Here is a 20,682-nt window from a genome sequence, read left to right as displayed (position 1 = left end):
AGAAAATCGTGGTTTATGGTTCAAGCATTGTACAAGGTGCGTCAGCAAGTCGTCCTGGAATGAATTACCCTTCTATTTTAACACGAAAAATGGGTTACGAATTCATTAATTTTGGCTTGAGTGGAAATGCAAAAATTGAAATTGAATTGGCTGAAATGATTAAAGATATTCAAGGTGTTGATTTGTTTATTTTGGATTGTGTTCCTAACAGTTCGCCCGAAGAAATAAAAAGTAGAACAATTCCGTTCGTCAAATTACTCCGAAAATATCACCCAAAAACACCAATCTTGATGGTAGAAAGTTTGATTCGACCAATGAGTAAATTTGATTTAACTGCTCACGAAGATATGACAAGACAAAATCAAACCTATCGTACACAATACGATGCATTGATAAAAGAAGGTGTAAAAGATTTGTATTTATTGAAAGGTGATAATTTAATTGGTTTGGATAACGAAGGTTCTACAGACGGAATTCATCCAAATGATTTAGGTTTTAGCAGATTATCAGAAGCTATTGAGAAAAAAGTAAATGAAATTTTGAGTAAGAAATAGATTATTTTCAAAAAATAATTTTAAAATGTAATCAATAAAAATCTTAACTTAATCACTAATTATTAAACAATTACAACTAACCTATGAGATTAACTATTACCATCCTTATTCTATTTTTTTATTCATGTAAAAAGATGAATAATAATTCAGTTAATATTGTTCAAAATACAAATACTGAAAATCCTAAACCTGATAATAATCAAAATGAAGTCATGAAAACAGATGACATTCTTTTTAATGGAAAACTTAAACGATTTTTTACTAAAAAAGATTTTGAAAACGTTTTTGGTAAAGCTGATAGTATAATGTTGATGTCAGAAGAAGCTCCTTGTTCTTATATTTTCGAAAATAAAGATGGAACCAAAAACATGGATGATAAATACTATTATAAAGATGGCTCTCGTTTTGAAAATTCTAAAAATGAATTTGCAGTTGATGAATTCAGATTCTCAAAGAATAATTACATCTTATACAAAGGAAAAAAATTATCCTCACAAACAACTATTACAGAACTTAAAAAATTGTTTCCAAATGCAATGAATGATATTGGGACAATAGATGTTTATAATGAAGGTAAGTTACAAGTAATTCAATTAAGAGAAGATGAGCATAATATTTCTGATGGACATATCAAAATATTCATTAAAAATGGAAAATTATACAATATGCATTGGTGGTTTCCTTGTTAAAATATTGAGTATAATAGCTGACGAAAAATTAATTACCTTTAAATAATAACTAATATTTTATACCAACTTTTCTCAAAATAAAACCCAACAACCAAATTGGTCCGACCAACAAAAATTGTAAATCTTTGAGAAAACTTGGCTTCTTCCCTTCTATTTTGTGTCCGACAAATTGTAAAATCCACGTGATAATAAATACCACCAAATAAACTATCCAAGATTTTGTACCGAATTGAAGATTGCACAACGAAATAAAATATTCCATAATCAACATTAGAAAAATCATAATTAGACCAACGACAATCGATAATCTAAAATAAAAAACCGAAACAATTACCAACGCAATGATTGAAGCTATACTGATATAACCAAAACTTGGAATATAAAAGTGCGGTGCTGGAATGTAGGAAATAAAACCAAGAATCGTCCAAAAGATTAAAGGAACACAAATCCAATGAATGGTTTTGTTTATCCCATTTTGATGACTTTCTCCATATTCACTAAAAAGTTGTTCTATTTTTCTCATTTTGGATGATTTTATAATTAAATATAAGTTGAATTTTAAGAAATTATAAAACCTAATCGTTAAAATATTTTAATTCACTTCAACTATTTTTACCACAAAAACTGATTATACGAGAAAGCCAACATATAGATGTTGGCTTTCTCGTATACTTTGGAGCAACGACTCGCGAAAAGAAACACGAAGTGTTGATCTATTTTATAAAATTTTTAAGCTTGCATGACAAAAATTGCGGGACGTTTATGAAAATCATACTTTTCATTTTTCCACTCTTTGATCGATAACGTGCGGATGTCTTCGTCCTCTAATGTAATGTGACACGCGACACAAATCTTGGTTTCGGCACGAAGAATTTTCGTTAAATCATCTACCATTTGATTGTTACGATAGGGCGTCTCCATAAAAATTTGAGCAATTCCGGTTTTCGCACTTTCTGCTTCCAAATGAGCCAATTTCTTTTTACGTTCCGTTTTATCGATTGGTAAATAACCGTGAAAAGCAAAGTTTTGACCATTCATTCCAGAAGCCATTAACGCCAACAAAATCGACGATGGACCAATCAAAGGAACTACCTGGATGCGTTTCTGCTGCGCAACTTTTACCAACTGCGCACCTGGGTCTGCAACCGCAGGCAAACCAGCTTCGGAAATAATTCCGATTGTTTTGTTTTGATCCAATAATTTGATCAAATCTAACATTTCTTCTGGCTCTGTATCTTTGTTTAGAATGTAAATATCTAAATCGGCTTGAACTTTTTCGGGGCAAACTTGTTTGATAAATTTACGTGCAGATTTTTCGTTTTCTACCACAAACGTATCAATTGCTCGAATAACGTCAAGATTGTATAAAGGCAATACTCTACTGTGTTCGCTTTCACCTAAAAGTGAAGGAATCAAATAAACTTTAGCCGTTTTCATTGTATAATTTTAAAGATTGTATTTTTTGATGATTCCGTCTGTGGCTTCATCTAATAATTGATAAACATGCTCGAAAGCATCTTCACCATCGTAGTAAGGATCAGGCACATTTTGCGTTTGCCCTATTCCATCTTTCAAAATCAATTTGATTTTACTTTGCACCTCTTCGTTCCGAGCCAATTGTTGCAAATCGATTAAATTTTGTTCATCCATTGCAAAGATTAAATCAAACTCATCGAAAAAAACTGGATTGAAATGCATCGCACGTTGATCAGAAATATCAACACCGTGTTTTTTTGCAACCGAAACCGAGCGTCTATCTGGTTGTTCACCAACATGCCAATCGCCTGTACCAGCAGAATCTACCAAATGATTGTCGCCAACCTTTGCTTGTAAAATCCCTTCTGCCAACGGAGAACGACAAATATTACCTAAACAAACCATCAAAATTTTCATTAAAAAAGTATTTATAGATTAATCTGCAATTTTACGTGAAATATCTTCGATATAACCACGGAATTGCTTATCCGTTTCTTGTAAATTTTTCACTGTTTTACAAGCATGTAAAACTGTTGCGTGATCACGTTTACCGATTTGCGTACCAATACTTGCCAAAGACGCTTTTGTATATTGTTTTGCAAAATACATCGCTAATTGACGCGCTTGTACCACATCACGTTTACGTGTTTTTGACTGAATATCTTCAATCTTCACTTTGAAGTATTCACAAACTGTTTTCTGAATGTAATCAATCGAGATTTCTTTGCGAGCTGTTTGTACTAATTTTGATAACGTACGTGCTGTTAAATCTAACGTAATTTCACGTTTATTCAACGTTGCTTGCGCAATGATTGAATTTAATGAACCTTCTAATTCACGCACATTTGTATCAATATTTTGCGCGATATAATCCATTACTTCATCAGGAAATTCGATACCATCGTTTTCTAATTTTTGTTTCAAAATTGAAAGACGTGTATTGTAATCAGGATTTTGTAAATCGGCTGATAATCCCCATTTGAAACGAGAAATCAAACGATCTTCCATATCTTGAATATCTGCTGGAGATTTATCCGAAGTCAAAATGATCTGATTTCCTCTTTGATGTAAATGGTTAAATATATGGAAGAAAACTTCTTGCGTTTTTGCTTTTCCAGATAAAAACTGAATATCATCCATAATCAAAACGTCAATCATTTGATAAAAGTGAATGAAATCATTTTGATTATTATTTTTTACTGCTTCTATAAATTGTTGTGTAAATTTCTCAGTAGAAACATACAAAACAGTTTTCTCTGGGTGTAAATCTTTTACTTCTAAACCTATCGCATGCACCAAATGAGTTTTTCCTAATCCTACTCCACCATAGATGAATAGTGGATTGAACGAAGTCCCTCCTGGGCGTTTGGCTATCGCACGACCAGCCGCACGAGCTAATCGATTTGATTCTCCTTCGATAAAATTATTGAATGTATAATTATGATTTAATTGCGAATCAATTTTTAATTTTTGCAATCCTGGAATAACGAAAGGATTCATCATTTTACCAGCTTGCAAATTAATTGGCGCTTCTACCTCTTGTGGGCGAGGTTTTTCTTTGTTCGAACTTGGAATACGTACCGTAAATGGCTCACGTCCTTGCGACTTTTGATCCATCAAAATACTGTATACCAATTTTGCATCAGAACCTAATTCTTTTTGTAAGGCACTTTTTAAAATTTTGATATAATGTTCCTCTAACCATTCGTAAAAAAATTTACTTGGTACTTGTATTGTTAAAACATTATTATTTAGTTTGCCCGGACGTATCGGTACAAACCAAGTATTGAAGGCATCTTCCGCAATGTTGTCTTTTATAAAAGACAAGCATTTTTCCCACACAGAATTTGCAGTTATCGTCATAATATTGTCCAAAAGTGCTTAAGTTTTAATGTAAATTACTGAAAGTCAATGTTAAATTTTCATCAACCCTTCTCTACAAAATTGTGAACAAATTTTGAATAAAAAAAATGATTTAGGTATTGATATATTAAAAAATACTTTGTATAATTCAAAATAATCAATAAGTAGTTTTAGATAAAATAAAAGTAATGCAAAGATAATCTTTTCGGACATATTTTGGCTTATAAAACTATTAATTCTTATTTTTGTATCACTATGGAAATTACACAAGAAAAAATTGACTTCGCAATTATCAAAGTAGAAAATCATTTAAATGATTTGGGCATCAAAAATAATTTTTCTCTTTTACGAATTGAACAAGGTGAAGAAGAAAATGTAAGGACTTTTTATTATGAAATAGCAAATCCTACTTTCAAAACGATTATTCAAATTCAATATGATTTCTTAAAAGAAGAGCAAAAAGATTCTTCACAAACTTCTTTTAGTTGGATGGATTACAAAAAAATTACTGAATAGACTTTTTCATTTTTTATATAATTAATGATAAAGTCTTTTTTTTGTTCTCTACTTTTGAAGATTAAAATGATGTTTTAGAAAATTATGGAGAAGATAGAACAAACCGAACAATTAAATGTTTTTCGCACCAAAACTCGTATTCTGTATAAACACACCGATCAAATGAAAGTGGTTTATTACGGAAACTATCCAGAGTTTTATGAAATTGGTCGTGTAGAATTGATGCGTGAACGTGGTTTTCCTTATGCCGAATTGGAAGCAATGGGAATTCAGATGCCGATTATCGAAATGCATACAAAATATATTGGTAGCGCTTTGTACGATGAATTAATAGAAATTGAAACAACAGTTCATGAGCGCGACAAAGGTGTTCGCATTCGATTTGATTACAATATATATAATGAAGCGGGAAAAATAATTAATCAAGGATATACTATTTTATGTTGTATTGATGCCGAAACTCGACGTCTTGTTCGTATTCCGGAACGTATTTGGACAAGTTTAGGTTTATAATATTATTTAGAATGATTAATTATTCGTTAAAACAAATTCTTGCACATGATTTCTCATTAAATTTGTTCCTTAACAAAACATTATTAAAAACGAATGTCAACACTTCAAGAAAAAATCAATCAAACGATTGTAGACGTTATCGATTTTCCAAAAGAAGGAATTGTCTACAAAGATATTACTCCATTGTTCTTAAATCCTGAACTTTCGGACGAAATTGTAGACGCTTTTGTAGAAAAAGCAAAAGGTAAAGTGGATATTGTTTGTGGAATTGAAAGCCGAGGATTTTTGTACGGAATTCAGATTGCACAAAAATTAAAAGTCCCTTTTGTATTAATTCGTAAAGCTGGGAAATTACCTCCTCCAACAATTAGTCAATCGTATGATTTGGAATATGGACAAGCAACGATAGAAGTAAATTCGAATTACATCAAAGATGGTGCGCGAGTTTTAATTCACGATGATGTTTTGGCAACTGGTGGAACTGCCGAAGCTTGTGCTAAATTGGTAGAAAAATGTGGAGGAAAAACAACACAATTTTCATTTATTGTTGATTTGACTTTCTTAAACGGAAAGGATAAATTAACTTCTTTTACAACTGATATTGTTACTTTAACAGAATATTAAACTAAAAACTCCGTTCAAAATTTTGAGCGGAGTTTTTTATTTTTTAGGCGCTATAATCACTTCAGGCGCTCTTTCATTCCCAATATCCAACAAAGCTTTTATATTCGCTAAAATCTCTCTAAAACTCTGTTTACCTTCTGTTTTATAAGGTCCGCTATCTGCATTATATCCAATACAATCTAATCCGAAAACTTTTCCTAAGAAAAGCGCTCTTTTGAGATGATAAGATTGAGAAATTAAAATCACTTTATCAAATTGATAAATATTTTTGGTTCTATAAATCGTGCTATACGTGTCCAAACCTGCCCCATCGAGATAAGTATCTTCAATTTTGACACCTCTATCCAACAAGTATTTTTCCATCACATCAATTTCATTAAAATTCTCGTGAAGTTTTTCTCCAGAAAGTAAAATTACATCCACTTGATCTTCTTTGTAAAGTCGAATTGCAGCATCCAAACGATCTTTTAAAAAACGAGTTGGTTGTCCATTAGCTTGCACTTTTGCACCAAAGACAACTGCTACACGATAATCTGACGGAATATTTCCTTGATAATTGTAAATGTAATACGAAGTAAAAATCTGAATAATCAATGCAACGATCAAAGTAAAAACCGTTATTAATCCAACGATAAACATACTTTTACGCATTACAAATCTTCCTATTTTCACAAGTTTACTCAACTATCTTTTGTTTTAAAAAATTTTAACATTCAAAAGTCTATAAGTTTAGTGATATTTAAAAATTATAAATGTGAAAATTATTTTAAATTTTTCATCGTAATTTTAGAGAATGAATGAGATTGAGTTAAGAACAGTTACCGTTGAACGCTATTTGCAACCTTTGCGCGAAGGTGGTTCTTTGCCAGCACTAGCTGATGCAGATGACGGTTTTAAATATGTTTTAAAATTTAAAGGTGCTGGTCATGGCCCTCGCATGCTGATTTCTGAATTGTTAGGAGGAGAAATTGCACGTGTTTTAGGATTTAAAGTTCCTGAATTAGTTTTTGCAAATTTGGACGAATATTTTGGTCAATCCGAAGCTGATGAAGAAATTCAGGATTTGTTAAAATTTAGCGAAGGAACTAATTTGGCTTTGCATTATTTGTCTGGCGCAATCAATTATGATCCGGCTGTGATGAAAATTGATGATAAATTATCTTCGCAAATCGTTTGGTTAGATGCATTTTTGACGAATGTTGATCGTACTTTTCGCAATACAAATATGTTGATGTGGCACAAAGAATTGTGGTTGATAGATCATGGTGCATCTTATTATTTTCATCATTCGTGGGACAATTGGGAAAAAGCGGCTCTTGCTCCTTTTACACCAATTAAAGACCATGTTTTATTGAAAAATGCGACAAAACTTGAAGAAGTTGATGCAGAATTTAAAGCGATTTTGAATGATGAAATCATTGATAAAATTGTCGATTTGATTCCTGATGAATGGTTAGAAACAGAAGTTACGCATTCTACTCACGAAGAAATGAAAACGGTCTACAAAACATTTATCAAAACTCGATTACAACATACCGAACTTTTTATAAACGAAGCAAACAATGCCAGAAAAAATCTTATATGAGTATGCGATTCTTCGTTTGGTTCCGAAAGTTGAACGCGAAGAATTTATCAATGTTGGAGTGATTATATTTTCTAAAAAAGAAGATTATTTGAAAGTAAAATATTTTATTAATGATAATAGAATCAATGCTTTTTGCCACGAATTAGACCTTGATTTTATTGACAGTAATTTGAATGCTTTGTCTAAAATTGCCGAAGGAATTCATCCCGAATCTGCTGTCTCTAATTTCGAAACGCCTGAACGTTTTCGTTGGTTAACGGCTGTCAGAAGTTCGTCTATCCAAAGTTCTCGTCCGCATCCAGGTAAAACAACAAACCTTGATAAAACCTTGGATCGATTATTTAAAGAACATGTTTTATAAAAGTTAAATACTTAAAAACGAATATTTTAAAAACATTTTCTTAAATTTGGTTATACATTAATTTTAAATTATTTATCGCCATGAGTACATTAAGAAACAAAGTTCAGCTAATTGGGAATGTTGGTAGCAATCCTGAAGTTAAAACATTAGAAAACGAAAAGAAGCTTGCAAAATTTAGTCTAGCAACAAACGAAAGCTACACAAATAGCAAAGGTGAGAAAGTGCAGCAAACGACGTGGCACAATTTAGTTGCTTACGGACCAATTGTAAATGTGATCGAAAAACACGTAGAAAAAGGAAAACAACTTGCTATAGAAGGTAAATTGACTTACCGAGATTATCAAGATAAAGATGATCAACAAAAAACGATTACAGAAATTATAATTGATGAAATTGTACTTCTTTAGCGTTTAAAATAAAAGGGAAACGGATTAGTTCGTTTCCCTTTTATTGTTTTATTAATTAACTTTTTCTAAAATAGTTTCCAAACTCTGGATTTATTACAATCATTAAACCTACTATTAGACTAAATATGATTATTAAAACGATATATGAAAGTATCATTAACAAAAAAATTAAAAAGATTTTCCATATAATCAATTTTACTGATTTTGTTGGATAATAATTCTTATAAAAGAAGAATAAAATAAATGGAAGTAATAAAAAACTTAATGATGTGATTTTAAAAATAATTTCCAAATCATTTTTAAAAAAATACATTAGTGGATAAATTATTAATATTGAACTTATTGTATAAAACGATAAAATAAATGAATTCATCACTACATGTTCATAATAATTTTCACCCCATTTTCTAAAAACAATTTTTGTAAGTATAGCAAAAAATGGAAGTAATGCTAACATCAATAATGCATTATTACTAGCTAAGAAGGCAATTATATCATTTGAAAACTCATTATTAAGTCCCATAGACTTATAAGTCTCTTTAAAAATGTCATTTAAACCAATTACTTGATAACTTAAAAATGATGCAATACCAGAAAGTGCTAGAGCAAACATTAAAGGCTTATAATGATTAACACGGCTTCCTTCAATGAATTCCCTTGCTGTTTTACCAGGATTTATTGCTGTTTTCTTTAATGTATAGTAGAAACCTTTGTTTGTATGCGCATACAAATCTTGCAATTCATCCAATATATAAGTTTTATTAATTCTCTTATTTTTACGTTGACCACAATTTCCACAGAAATTTTCTGTAATCAAATTACCACAAGTCATACATTTATCACTCATAAAAATCTTAAGAATTAATTATTTCTATTTTTTAATTCTTGGTTGATTTGATTTAAACCTGTAATAAATGGAATAAAAATGACAGATAAAGAAACAAAAACGACGTTTAAAGGTTTTAAATAATTTGCAAAAACTCCAAGAATAAGTGAAATAGAAATTACAAGTAATATAACTTGAATCGTAATTGTTAGTTTATTAACTTTTTTATGTTTAGTCTGTAATTCATCTAATGTTAGTTCTGATAATTTATTTTTAGTTTGCATAAGTTTTTAGTATTAATTACGTCAAAAATAAAAAATTAATTGAAACAAAAAAGGATTTCAAAAAATGAAATCCTTTTAATATTATCCTAACATTCTAATCGCGGTTTTTAGACCTTCGATAAATGTATCTATTTCTTCTTTTGTATTATAAACAGCGAATGAAGCGCGTACCGTTCCCGGAATATTGAAATGATGCATAATTGGTTGCGCGCAATGATGTCCTGTACGAACCGCAATTCCTTTTTTGTCCAAAATCATCCCGACATCAGATGAATGAACACCATCAAATTTTAAGTTAAAAGAAACAGCACCAGAATGCTCTGCATCTTTTGCATAAATCTCCACTTCATCAAATTCTGATAAACGTTGAATGGTATAATCTACCAATTCTTTTTCATAATCGTGAATCGTTTGCAGTCCGATAGAATTGATAAAATCTACCGCAGCTCCAAGTCCAATAATACCTGCAATATCTGGTGTACCAGCCTCAAATTTAAAAGGTAAACAAGTGTAAGTCGAAACTTCCATCGTTACATCTTTTATCATCTCTCCTCCTCCGTGGAAAGGTGGTAATTCATTCAAGATATCTTCTTTTCCATACAAAATACCGATTCCAGTTGGACCGTACATTTTATGTCCAGAAAAAACCAAGAAATCACAATCCATCGCTTGTACATCGATCACTGTATGTGGAGCAGATTGTGCCGCATCAATCAAAACCCAAGCACCTTTTGCATGCGCTTTTTCAATAATTGTTTTGATCGGATTTACAACACCTAAAGCATTCGAAACTTGATTAACACAAACTAATTTGGTTTTATCTGTCAATAAATCATCCAACTTCTCAATATCCAAAATACCTTCTGCAGTTAATGGAATATATTTCAGTTTTGCACCAGTTCGCTGACACAACAATTGCCAAGGAACGATGTTAGAATGATGCTCGATTTCGGTAATAATAATTTCATCATCTGCTGTTAAAACATTACGAAGTGAATTAGAAACTAAGTTAATTCCTTCCGTTGTTCCACGCGTGAAAATGATTTCGTAATCATGTTTCGCATTGATAAATTTCTGAATCTTACGGCGTGATTCTTCCATCAAATCTGTTGCTTCTTGACTTAATGTATGAATTCCACGGTGCACATTTGCGTTGTACTTTTCGTAATATTCGTCTAAAACATCTAAAACAACTTTCGGTTTTTGAGAAGTTGCACCATTATCTAAATAAACCAATGGTTTTCCGTTGACTTCTCTATTTAAAATTGGAAATTGACTTCTTATTTGTTGAATATCTATTGACATTTTTTTAAGTTTTGAGTAATGAGTTATGAGTGATGTGTAATAAAAAAGTAAGTATTCAAAATAGTTTCAAATACTTACTTTATATTTCAAAATAAGTTCAACTTAAAACTTATTACGTATAACTCAGAACTATATTTTATAATTCGAAATCTAAACTAACTCCTAATTTTTTTGCAATTATAGAGTTTACTCTATTTGAGATTTGTGGAATTTGCACATGTCGCAAAGCGTCTGCAGCAAAGGCATACAATAACATTGCTTTCGCTTCTTTCTTCGGAATACCACGTTGTTGCATGTAGAATAAAGATTCTTCTTCTAATTGCCCAACTGTACATCCGTGCGAACATTTTACATCGTCAGCAAAAATCTCTAATTGAGGTTTTGTATTAATTGAAGCTCCATCAGATAATAAAACATTATTATTTTGTTGGAATGCATTCAATTTTTGAGCTTCTTTATGTACATAGATTTTACCATTGAAAACTCCTTGCGCTTTCTCATCGTAAATCCCTTTGTACAATTCGTGCGACTCACAATTCGGGAAATTATGCTCCACAAATGTATGATGATCGATATGTTGTTTTCCATCAATCACCGTAATTCCGTCCATTACAGAGTTACAATTTTCTCCATTTTGGAAGAAATTCAAATTGTTACGCACAATTTTTCCTCCAAAAGCAAACGTAAATACATTGGCACGAGAATCTCTTTCTTGATTGATATATGTATTGTCAACTAAAGAAGCATCGTTAGAATCATTTTGGAATTTGTACCAATGAATTTCAGAATTACGTCCAACATTCACCTCCGAAACAACATTTGTTAAGTTCGCTTTTTCGTCTAATGTTTGATGTCTTTCGATAATTTGAACTTGCGCATTATCTCCAACTACAACCAAATTGCGTGGTTGATACATTGCTTCTTGAGAAGCTCCTGTTGAGAAATAAACAATCTGAATTGGCTTAGATAAAATCACATTATTTGGAACATAAATATAAGCTCCATCTTTTGCAAAAGCTGTGTTTAAAGCTACTAAACTTTCATCTTTTTTCGCAATTTTTCCATAATAATTCTCAATTACAGCTTGATGAGTTGTTTTATGCATTGCGCTTGACAAGACACAAATATCAGCTTCATCATGTGTTGTATTTGACAAAAACGAAGAATATTTTCCGTTAATGAATACGATTGTATATGTATCGATATCATTAATCAAATATTTCTTGATGTCTTTGTACTCTACTGCAACTTCGTCTTCTGGGAACAATTTGTAATCCACCTTCAACAAAGGAGCAAGATTTGTATATTTCCATTCTTCGTCTTTACGTGTCGGAAAACCTTTTTGATTAAAGATTTCGATAGCTTCTTGACGTAAACCTTCGATTCCTTTATTCACTTTATTTTTTTCGTTGAACACTAAATGACGAGAAACTAAATTTTCTTTTAAATCAATCATCTTTATAAGATTTTAGATTTTAGATTTCAGATTTTAGATTTCAGACTTTAGATTTTAGATTTTAGATTCTGGATTTAAAAATATTTTATAACCACTTTCTAACTTCTAATATCTAATATCTAACTTCTAATATCTAACTTCTAAATTAATTAGATTCCTGCTTCTTCTTTTACCCAGTCGTAACCTTTTGCTTCTAATTCTAAAGCTAATTCTTTACCACCAGATTTAATGATTTTTCCGTCTGCTAAAACGTGTACAAAATCAGGAACGATATAGTCTAATAAACGTTGGTAGTGTGTAATTACTAACACTCCATTGTTTTCATTTTTGAATTCGTTTACACCATCCGCAACAATACGTAAAGCATCAATATCTAAACCAGAATCAGTTTCATCTAAGATGGCTAATTTTGGGTTTAACATTAACATTTGGAAAATTTCGTTACGTTTTTTCTCACCTCCAGAGAAACCTTCGTTAAGTGAACGAGATAAGAAATCTTTTTTGATTCCTAATAATTCTGCTTTTGCACGAATTTCTTTCAACATTTCAGAAGCTCCCATTTCTTCTAAACCTTGTGCTTTACGCGTTTCGTTGATAGAAGTTTTGATGAAGTTTGTTACAGAAACTCCAGGAATTTCGATTGGATATTGGAAAGACATAAAAATTCCTTTTTGTGCTCTTTCTTCTGGTGCTAATTCTAAGATTGATTCATTATCAAACTCGATATCACCATCCGTTACTTCGTATTCTTCTTTACCTGTAATAACGTTAGATAAAGTTGATTTTCCAGCACCATTAGGTCCCATAATCGCGTGAACTTCACCTGGATTAATTTGAAGGTTTAAACCTTTTAAAATTTCGCGCTCTTCGATACGAGCATGTAAGTCTTTTATATTTAATAACATAATCTAATTTGTAAATTAGTTAATGTGATAATTCTTTAATTATCTTGATTTTGATGTACTTATAATTTTATTCACAATTTTAGAAATGTTTACCAATTTATCAGATAAACTTTCTGTATTTGGATAATTTTTAGATAATTGACATAATTCTAACCAATACTTGGTTTCATCAATTTCTTTTGCTGCAATCTTAAACTTGTGAATAAAATCATTCAAGCTTTCAGCGTTTTGAGCTTCTCTAATATTTGCTCCTATTGAAGTTCCTGATTTTAATAATTGATTTGAAATAACAAATTTCTTATCCAATTCAAGTTCTTCACAATATTCTATAATTAATAGTGAAAATTCTAAAGTTAATTTTAAAATGATATTATCTTTTTCCATCATTAACTCATTAACAAATTATCACATCAACTCATTATTAATAACTATCCTACAGAACCTTCTAATGAGATTTCTAATAATTTTTTCGCTTCAACGGCAAACTCCATTGGTAATTTGTCTAATACTTCGCGGCTAAATCCGTTTACGATTAATGCAATCGCTTTTTCAGTATCGATACCACGTTGATTACAATAGAACAATTGATCTTCACCAATTTTAGAAGTTGTTGCTTCGTGTTCTAATTGAGCCGATTTATTTTCGATTTCGATGTAAGGGAAAGTATGCGCACCACACTCGTTACCCATCAACAATGAATCACATTGAGAGAAGTTACGTTCTCCTTCAGCGTTTTTCATCACTTTCACCAAACCACGGTAAGAGTTTTGAGATTTACCAGCAGAAATACCTTTCGAAATAATTGTCGATTTCGTATTCTTACCGATGTGAATCATTTTTGTTCCTGTATCCGCTTGTTGATAATTATTTGTTACCGCAATTGAGTAAAACTCACCTACCGAATTATCTCCTTTTAAGATACAAGATGGATATTTCCATGTTACCGCAGAACCTGTTTCAACTTGCGTCCACGATACTTTTGCATTTTTCTCGCAAACTGCACGTTTTGTTACAAAGTTGAAAACTCCACCTTTTCCTTTATCATCACCAGGATACCAGTTTTGTACAGTAGAATATTTGATCTCAGCATCATCCATAATGATTAACTCAACCACAGCAGCGTGTAATTGGTTTTCATCACGCATTGGCGCTGTACAACCTTCTAAATACGAAACATAAGCACCTTCGTCCGCAATTAATAAAGTACGCTCAAACTGTCCTGTTCCTGCAGAGTTGATACGGAAATACGTTGATAATTCCATTGGACAACGAACACCTTTTGGAATATAACAGAATGATCCGTCCGAGAAAACTGCCGAGTTTAAAGCTGCATAAAAGTTATCTGTTGGCGGAACTACTTTACCAATGTATTTTTTCACCAATTCTGGATGTTCTTTAATTGCTTCCGAAATTGACATAAAAATAATTCCTTTTTCTGCTAATGTTTCGCGGAAAGTTGTTTTTACTGAAACTGAATCAAAAACCACATCAATCGCAACTCCAGACAAACGTTTTTGTTCATCTAAAGAAATTCCTAATTTCTCGAAAGTTTTTAATAATTCAGGATCAACTTCGTCTAAACTTGCTAATTCTTTCTTTGGTTTTGGAGCTGCATAATACTGAATAGCCTGAAAATCTGGCTTTTCGTAAGTTACGTTTGCCCATTCTGGTTCTTCCATTTTAACCCAAGCGCGGTAAGCTTCCAAACGCCATTCCGTCATCCACTCAGGCTCCTCTTTTTTGGCTGAAATAGCACGCACGATATCTTCATTCAATCCAACTGGGAATTCTTCATATTCCATTTCAGTCGTCCAACCAAACTCATATTGCTTTTGGCTAGCAAGATCTTCACGTAGATCGTCTTCTGTATATTTTGTGTTACTCATCTTATTATTTATAAAATGTATAGGTAAAATTAAACTGTAAAGGTTGCTGTTTATCAGCTTTATTTCCTAAAAATTTGAATTCTTTTAATCGTTGATTTTGATCTAAAATCACCTCAAATTGTGGTTGATTATTTTTCGAAATCTGATATTTATTTTGAGCAATTAATTTAATTTCTGACCAAGGTCCTTCTACCAAATTAATTCTTTCTGTTTTTGGCGCAACATCTGGCGTATATTCTTTTATTTTGAATGGCACCTTAAATGTTGAATTGCTATAACAAATCTTATTAATGTCTTGACCTAATGATTTTGTAATTCTACAATCATGCATTAATCGGTCTTCGAAACCAATTTTCTGCTCCATATAGGTTTTCTTCAACATCACATCTCCTTCTAACCAAATGATATCAAAAAGTTTATTTCCGTTTTTGACATACATATTTTCTTGGTCGTAAAAGAATTGATTTGTTTTTGCTTCACTTCCTTTTCTTGCTATTGTTTCGGCAGAAATTAAACCATCTTTGTACGTATAACTTACTTTAGTTGGTGTTGCGACCTCATCTGTCAATTCAAAATCAAGAAGATTTCCTGTCACATCATAATTTGCTTTGTACGCAACTTTTTTGTTTGATGCATTGGTAATGGTGATTGTTTTGATTTTTGATTCGTCTAAATCTAACGCTTTTATAAAAGGTTTTACATTAAACAAACCGAAAAACAGTTGTTCTGAATAGGCTTTATTCAACTTTTTTGAAGATTCAGTTGGTTGAAAAACCATCAAATCTTTTTCTACAATTGTATTTTGTCCAAAAGCGACGAAACCAATCAAAAACGTAACGAATAAAGCTATTTTTTTCATCTTAAACTGCAAAACTTTCTCCACAACCACACGTGCGCGATGCATTTGGATTATTGAATACGAAACCTTTTCCATTCAATCCTCCCGAATATTCTAATGTCATTCCAACAAGGTATAAAAATGATTTTTTGTCAACCAAAATTCTTACACCATTGTCGTCAAACAATTTGTCATCTGCATTTTGTTCTTTTGTAAACTCTAAATTATAGTTTAAACCTGAACATCCTCCACTCGTAACTCCTACACGAACAAAAGATTCTTCGATAGAAGTTCCTTCTTCTTGTAAAAGTGAAATTATTTTATTTTTTGCTGATTCTGAAACCTTAATCATTTGATTCTAATTTTATATTGCAAAGATACTTATTTAAAATGACTTCAAATAATGAACTATATAAATATTAACAATCGCTTAAGTTATATTATTTATCGCCAACTTACAATTGGATCAAATTACTTCAATCCCAATTTGTTTCGTGTACGTTTCAATACTTTTTGTGCAACATCTCTTGCCTTCAATGCTCCATTTTCTAAAAATGCATCCAAAGTCGCTTTATCATTCATCAATTCATCAAATTTAGTACGCGCATCTGCATATTTTTCTAAAATCAATTCGTATAAAGCCTGTTTTGCATGACCATATCCGTAACCTCCATTCAAATAATTTTGACGCATTTCCTCTATTTGTTCTGGCGTTGCCAATAATTTGTATAAAGCAAAAACATTGTCTGTATCTGGATTTTTAGGATCTTCTAATGGAGTTGAATCCGTTTCAATCGACATTACTTGCTTGCGCAATTGTTTCTCTGGTAAGAAAATATTGATAAAATTATTTCTTGATTTAGACATTTTATTTCCATCAGTTCCTGGAATCAACATAATATTTTCGTCAATTGCAGCTTGTGGTAAAACAAAAGTTTCTCCCATTTGATGATTAAATTTTTCGGCAACACTACGTGTAATTTCCAAATGTTGCAATTGATCTTTACCAACGGGTACAACTTCTGCATCATATAATAAAATATCCGCAGCCATCAAAATTGGATAGGTAAATAATCCTGCATTTACATCTGCTAAATAATCTGCTTTATCCTTGAAAGAATGCGCTAAAGTAAGACGTTGAAATGGAAAAAAGTTCAATAAATACCATGTTAATTCTGTTGTTTCAGTCACATCAGATTGACGGTAAAAAACTACTTTCGAAGGATCTAAACCTAATGCCAGCCAAGTTGCAGCCACTTCGTATGTATTTTGTTTTAACACTTCCGCATCTTTAATTTGCGTTAAAGCGTGTAAATCAGCAATAAAAATGAAAGAGTCATTTCCTTCTTTCTCCGTTAATTCGATTGCGGGAGAAATTGCTCCTAAAATATTTCCTAAGTGCGGAGTTCCAGTAGCTTGAACTCCTGTAAGTATTCTTGGCATTTGTTTAAAAATTTAAGGAACAAAGATAAACTTAATCAACGAAATGCACCAATTGTAATGAGAAGTTTATTTGAATTAATTGACAAGAATGACGAAAAACATATGGATCAACTAAAAAAGCTTCCCTATTTGTCGAAATGGCCAAGAAATTGTGCGACCCACTTTTTTGATGAAATGTGATTTTCTATAGTAAACTACTTCACCTAAAAGAACATCACCTGTTTCAGTTTTTATATTCTGACATATAGAAGGATTTGTAAAAGTAAACTCTTTAATTCCATAACTATCATATTCTAAAGTATAAGAATCTTGATTAATCGGAACTTTTATTTTAAACTCACCATTTTCATTTGTATATACAATCTTTTTCGAATTTTTAAGATTTACTGGAATATCATATTCTGGAAAACCATTACCATCATTAATAATTCCTTGAACAACAATCGAATCATTCTCAGTTTGTGCTTTTGTGATTGATGAAAAGCTTAAAAATCCAACTAAAGAAGAAAGTTGTAACCATCTTTTGGATTGATTAGAAATAGATTTTGAAGCTTCATATGAATTAAATTGTTCTAATTTTCTGGTTTTTATTTTTACACAAGCAGTAGGATTATCATTCAGAAAAGTTTTTAATTCTTTGAATGAATAATGATCTAAATCGTGAACACATTTCGAACAAACATCACAAAACTTTTGTTGTGACTCCGCATCCTTCATTTCGTTCCAATTCTGATTGCATTTTTTATCAATTTGTAGCTGCATAAAAATCTACTTTTCAATAAAATTAAACTTTTTTCGAAAATTTTTCAAACCTCAACCAACCTTTTTGCAAAAAGATGAATCTATAAAGAAAAAGGATTCATTAACCTTAAATTATATTGATATGAGTAACAAAGCTTTTTTAGACATTCTTTTCGAAAATCGAAACAAAGAATACGGTGCTTATCAACTAAGACAAGTTGCAAGCCAAGATTTGATGAAATCTCTTTTTGTAGGGATTGGTATTGTTGCATTAATTACTGGCGGAACTATTTATGCAAATAATAGAACAATGAATAATGAAATAACAAAAAAAGGTGATGGTGTAATTGTTATTTTAGATGATGTAACTCCTCCTCCCGATAAAAAAGTTGAAGAAGTTGTTCCTCCAAAAGAAGATCCACCGATGGAAGAAAAAACAATTCAATTGAAAACAGATCAGGCGAAACATATTATTCCAACTCCAACAGAAAGTCCGAAAATTGAAGAAACTATAAAATCTGTTGACGAACTGAAAGGAAAAGATTTAGGCACTTTTGATAGAGATGGTGATAAATCGAATGGACAAGTTGGTGGAGGAAAAGAAAGTGACGAAGGAAATAAAGTAGGTAAACAAAATACAGACATTCCAGAAGGACCAAAAACACCAGCCCCTGTAAAACCTGATGTTGCAATTACAGCGAAAAATGCTGCGGTAATGGCAATTTATCCTGGTTGTGAAAGCGAAAGTAAAAAAGGAAATGCTGCATTGACAAAATGTATGAGTGATAAAATCTCGAAAGAGTTAGGTGGAGAATTAAGTGATTTTGCCGAAACTGCTTCTCGAAATAATATTGGTTCAGCCGTTGCTAAAATGCAATTTATTGTAAACAAAAATGGAGAAATTTCACAAGTAAAACCGTTAAGCGGAAGTAATCAAGATTTAGGGAAAGAAGCTAAATCTGCGTTGGAGCGTATCAATAAACAAATTCTAAGAAAAGGTAAAAAAATAACGCCTGCAAAATTAGAAGATGGTTCTGATGCAAATTTAATTTTCTCAATTCCGGTTAGATTTCAAACAAACGAATAATTAATAATACTTTTCTTTCTGAAACCATTGCATTCATTTTTTTTGAGTGTGATGGTTTCTATTGTTTAAGAAATTGAATATCTATTCAGAAAAAGTTCCTTTAAATGCATATTTGTCGTATAAAATTTAAGTTTTAAGTCAATCTTAACACAATAAAATTGTAACTTCGTCGCGAATTATGAATAAGAATATTGTTTACGGATTGATTGGTTTCGGTTATTTTTTGATTGGAATTTTTACTTGGAAATATCAGTTTTTCATCATCAAATTAGATGAAACAAAAGCCATGTTATTAGGTATTTTATTTATTGTTTATGGCGCTTTTCGTGTTTATCGCGGAATAAAATCTTATAAAAATGATCAAAAAAATTAGTTTACTTTCACTTTCGGCCTTTCTTATTTTTTCTACTTTTAGTTGTAAAGACAAGGAAAAAACAACAAAAGCAGAACAAAAAACTGCTGTAAAGCGCGCTTTGCACGAATATGGAGATTTGGCAATGACGGTAGATCCAAGTTTTAAAAATTTGGCGCAGTCGTTGGCAGATATGTACATGGTTGATTATCCAGATGTGAAAATTACGATTAACGAAGAAATTGAAGAAAAAGCAATCAAAGATTTTTACGAAGGTAAAATTCCTGTTTTGATGGTAAGTAAACCGCTTACAAAAGCACAACAACAACATTTATTCGACAAAACAACAACCAAATATATTTCGTCTGTTATTGCTTTGGACGCTACAGTTTTTATTACTTCTGTTGATAATCCAATCAATTCTATTACGGTAAATAGTATTAAGGACAATTTATACAAAAAAGATCCGAAAATAACGTTTGTTTACGATCATCCAAACTCAGCGAATTTCAATACAATAAATGATAAACTAAAATTATCTGTAGAAAATGGCGCAAAAGTAACAGCGATGGGTGATGCTGAGAAAGTGATTGATTTTGTACAAAAAGATAAAACTGCAATCGGAATTATTGGTTTGAATATTTTGAGTGACAAAGGAAATCCGAAAGTTGAAGAATATCTTAAAAAGGTAAAAGTATTATCTATTGCAGATGATAAAGGAAACTTAGCGTTGCCAACTATCCCGAATTTGAAATATGGTGTTTATCCTTTTTATCGTCAAATTTATATTTTGAAAAATGAAGTTGGTTTCGGAATTGGAGCTGGTTTTACGAGGTTTGCAGGTTCGCAGCGTGGACAAAAAATTGTAACGCGCGAAAGTCTTCAACCTTATTATATTTATAAACGTGAAGTTCAGATTAACAATTTAGAACAACCTTTACAATAGAACAAAAAACCTTCCGAAATGGAAG

27 protein-coding genes are annotated in these 20,682 nt (G+C 31.3%); 11 read left to right on the top strand and 16 right to left on the bottom strand.

All coding sequences use genetic code 11. The features are described 5' to 3' along the window. The coding region (locus B2217_RS05330) for an SGNH/GDSL hydrolase family protein (RefSeq protein ID WP_291122180.1) at nt 1–554 on the top strand (554 nt) is incomplete at its 5' end. 134 nt (nt 555–688) lie between these two features. After that, on the top strand, nt 689–1,243 hold the full coding sequence (locus B2217_RS05325) for a hypothetical protein (RefSeq protein ID WP_180906286.1): 555 nt from the start codon (nt 689–691) through the stop codon (nt 1,241–1,243). Between the two features lie 49 nt (nt 1,244–1,292). Here B2217_RS05325 and B2217_RS05320 read toward each other — a convergent pair whose 3' ends face one another. From B2217_RS05320 to dnaA, 4 genes are all read right to left on the bottom strand, one after another. After that, a complete protein-coding gene (locus tag B2217_RS05320; protein ID WP_180906285.1) occupies nt 1,293–1,766 on the bottom strand; it encodes a DUF962 domain-containing protein in 474 nt (157 codons plus the stop codon). Nucleotides 1,767–1,972: 206 nt separating this feature from the next. Further along, nucleotides 1,973–2,680 carry an SAM-dependent methyltransferase gene (locus B2217_RS05315; protein ID WP_180906284.1) on the bottom strand — a complete coding sequence of 236 codons (708 nt, stop codon included), beginning with the start codon at nt 2,678–2,680 and terminating at the stop codon, nt 1,973–1,975. A gap of 9 nt (nt 2,681–2,689) precedes the next feature. Then, nucleotides 2,690–3,136 (bottom strand): low molecular weight protein-tyrosine-phosphatase, encoded by a 447-nt coding sequence (locus tag B2217_RS05310; RefSeq protein ID WP_180906283.1) that lies wholly within the window; start codon nt 3,134–3,136, stop codon nt 2,690–2,692. A gap of 18 nt (nt 3,137–3,154) precedes the next feature. Continuing rightward, the gene (gene dnaA / locus B2217_RS05305) at nt 3,155–4,582 is read right to left on the bottom strand and encodes a chromosomal replication initiator protein DnaA (protein ID WP_038333589.1); all 1,428 of its coding nucleotides are present in this window, start codon (nt 4,580–4,582) and stop codon (nt 3,155–3,157) included. A gap of 255 nt (nt 4,583–4,837) precedes the next feature. On the opposite strand from dnaA, the gene B2217_RS05300 reads away from it, so the two are divergent. The 3 genes from B2217_RS05300 (at nt 4,838) to B2217_RS05290 (ending at nt 6,235) form a co-directional block, all read left to right on the top strand. Further along, on the top strand, nt 4,838–5,098 hold the full coding sequence (locus B2217_RS05300; protein WP_114999876.1) for a hypothetical protein: 261 nt from the start codon (nt 4,838–4,840) through the stop codon (nt 5,096–5,098). 84 nt (nt 5,099–5,182) lie between these two features. Next, nucleotides 5,183–5,611, top strand: coding sequence for an acyl-CoA thioesterase (locus tag B2217_RS05295; protein ID WP_180906282.1), 429 nt, complete (start codon nt 5,183–5,185; stop codon nt 5,609–5,611). A 93-nt stretch (nt 5,612–5,704) separates the two neighbouring features. Beyond that, a complete protein-coding gene (locus tag B2217_RS05290) occupies nt 5,705–6,235 on the top strand; it encodes an adenine phosphoribosyltransferase (RefSeq protein ID WP_114999872.1) in 531 nt (176 codons plus the stop codon). A 36-nt stretch (nt 6,236–6,271) separates the two neighbouring features. Here B2217_RS05290 and B2217_RS05285 read toward each other — a convergent pair whose 3' ends face one another. Next, a complete protein-coding gene (locus B2217_RS05285) occupies nt 6,272–6,907 on the bottom strand; it encodes a SanA/YdcF family protein (protein ID WP_180906281.1) in 636 nt (211 codons plus the stop codon). Between the two features lie 121 nt (nt 6,908–7,028). On the opposite strand from B2217_RS05285, the gene B2217_RS05280 reads away from it, so the two are divergent. The 3 genes from B2217_RS05280 (at nt 7,029) to B2217_RS05270 (ending at nt 8,588) form a co-directional block, all read left to right on the top strand. Continuing rightward, entirely contained in the window at nt 7,029–7,820 is a 792-nt protein-coding gene (locus tag B2217_RS05280) for a HipA family kinase (protein WP_180906280.1), read from the top strand. After that, entirely contained in the window at nt 7,798–8,181 is a 384-nt protein-coding gene (locus B2217_RS05275; protein ID WP_180906279.1) for a DUF3037 domain-containing protein, read from the top strand. Before B2217_RS05280 ends, B2217_RS05275 begins: the two co-directional genes overlap by 23 nt. A gap of 80 nt (nt 8,182–8,261) precedes the next feature. Then, nucleotides 8,262–8,588, top strand: coding sequence for a single-stranded DNA-binding protein (locus B2217_RS05270; RefSeq protein WP_180906278.1), 327 nt, complete (start codon nt 8,262–8,264; stop codon nt 8,586–8,588). A 55-nt stretch (nt 8,589–8,643) separates the two neighbouring features. On the opposite strand, the gene B2217_RS05265 is transcribed toward B2217_RS05270, so the two are convergent. The 11 genes from B2217_RS05265 to B2217_RS05215 all read right to left on the bottom strand — a co-directional run bounded on the left by B2217_RS05265 (nt 8,644) and on the right by B2217_RS05215 (nt 18,293). Next, nucleotides 8,644–9,435: a DUF3667 domain-containing protein gene (locus B2217_RS05265; protein ID WP_180906277.1), complete on the bottom strand. Its 792-nt coding sequence runs from the start codon at nt 9,433–9,435 to the stop codon at nt 8,644–8,646. A 14-nt stretch (nt 9,436–9,449) separates the two neighbouring features. Next, nucleotides 9,450–9,698 (bottom strand): hypothetical protein, encoded by a 249-nt coding sequence (locus B2217_RS05260; RefSeq protein ID WP_291122179.1) that lies wholly within the window; start codon nt 9,696–9,698, stop codon nt 9,450–9,452. A gap of 81 nt (nt 9,699–9,779) precedes the next feature. Then, nucleotides 9,780–11,003, bottom strand: a complete 1,224-nt coding sequence (locus B2217_RS05255; protein ID WP_221627901.1) for an aminotransferase class V-fold PLP-dependent enzyme — start codon at nt 11,001–11,003, stop codon at nt 9,780–9,782. A 136-nt stretch (nt 11,004–11,139) separates the two neighbouring features. Next, nucleotides 11,140–12,459, bottom strand: coding sequence for a Fe-S cluster assembly protein SufD (gene sufD, locus B2217_RS05250; protein ID WP_185096032.1), 1,320 nt, complete (start codon nt 12,457–12,459; stop codon nt 11,140–11,142). A 149-nt stretch (nt 12,460–12,608) separates the two neighbouring features. Continuing rightward, nucleotides 12,609–13,364, bottom strand: coding sequence for a Fe-S cluster assembly ATPase SufC (gene sufC / locus B2217_RS05245; protein ID WP_038333580.1), 756 nt, complete (start codon nt 13,362–13,364; stop codon nt 12,609–12,611). A 39-nt stretch (nt 13,365–13,403) separates the two neighbouring features. After that, on the bottom strand, nt 13,404–13,748 hold the full coding sequence (locus tag B2217_RS05240; RefSeq protein ID WP_219035200.1) for a four helix bundle protein: 345 nt from the start codon (nt 13,746–13,748) through the stop codon (nt 13,404–13,406). 44 nt (nt 13,749–13,792) lie between these two features. Continuing rightward, nucleotides 13,793–15,250, bottom strand: a complete 1,458-nt coding sequence (gene sufB, locus B2217_RS05235) for a Fe-S cluster assembly protein SufB (protein WP_291122178.1) — start codon at nt 15,248–15,250, stop codon at nt 13,793–13,795. 4 nt (nt 15,251–15,254) lie between these two features. Continuing rightward, entirely contained in the window at nt 15,255–16,109 is an 855-nt protein-coding gene (locus B2217_RS05230; protein WP_219035201.1) for a hypothetical protein, read from the bottom strand. A 1-nt stretch (nt 16,110) separates the two neighbouring features. Further along, nucleotides 16,111–16,440, bottom strand: a complete 330-nt coding sequence (locus tag B2217_RS05225; protein WP_125349067.1) for a HesB/IscA family protein — start codon at nt 16,438–16,440, stop codon at nt 16,111–16,113. 119 nt (nt 16,441–16,559) lie between these two features. After that, nucleotides 16,560–17,531, bottom strand: coding sequence for a tryptophan--tRNA ligase (gene trpS, locus B2217_RS05220; protein WP_286475531.1), 972 nt, complete (start codon nt 17,529–17,531; stop codon nt 16,560–16,562). A gap of 111 nt (nt 17,532–17,642) precedes the next feature. After that, nucleotides 17,643–18,293 (bottom strand): hypothetical protein, encoded by a 651-nt coding sequence (locus B2217_RS05215; protein ID WP_291122177.1) that lies wholly within the window; start codon nt 18,291–18,293, stop codon nt 17,643–17,645. A 121-nt stretch (nt 18,294–18,414) separates the two neighbouring features. On the opposite strand from B2217_RS05215, the gene B2217_RS05210 reads away from it, so the two are divergent. The 3 genes from B2217_RS05210 to B2217_RS05200 all read left to right on the top strand — a co-directional run bounded on the left by B2217_RS05210 (nt 18,415) and on the right by B2217_RS05200 (nt 20,657). Beyond that, nucleotides 18,415–19,359 (top strand): energy transducer TonB, encoded by a 945-nt coding sequence (locus B2217_RS05210; RefSeq protein WP_180906269.1) that lies wholly within the window; start codon nt 18,415–18,417, stop codon nt 19,357–19,359. Between the two features lie 178 nt (nt 19,360–19,537). Next, on the top strand, nt 19,538–19,732 hold the full coding sequence (locus tag B2217_RS05205) for a C4-dicarboxylate ABC transporter (RefSeq protein ID WP_219035204.1): 195 nt from the start codon (nt 19,538–19,540) through the stop codon (nt 19,730–19,732). After that, a complete protein-coding gene (locus tag B2217_RS05200; RefSeq protein ID WP_291122176.1) occupies nt 19,716–20,657 on the top strand; it encodes a PstS family phosphate ABC transporter substrate-binding protein in 942 nt (313 codons plus the stop codon). Before B2217_RS05205 ends, B2217_RS05200 begins: the two co-directional genes overlap by 17 nt. Nucleotides 20,658–20,682: the final 25 nt, after the last annotated feature.

The organism is Empedobacter sp. UBA7620 (assembly GCF_002484185.1).
Taxonomy (GTDB): Bacteria; Bacteroidota; Bacteroidia; order Flavobacteriales; family Weeksellaceae; genus Empedobacter; species Empedobacter falsenii_C.
Note: the sequence above shows the minus strand (reverse complement) of the source record. Positions and strands in the feature narration are given on the sequence as shown.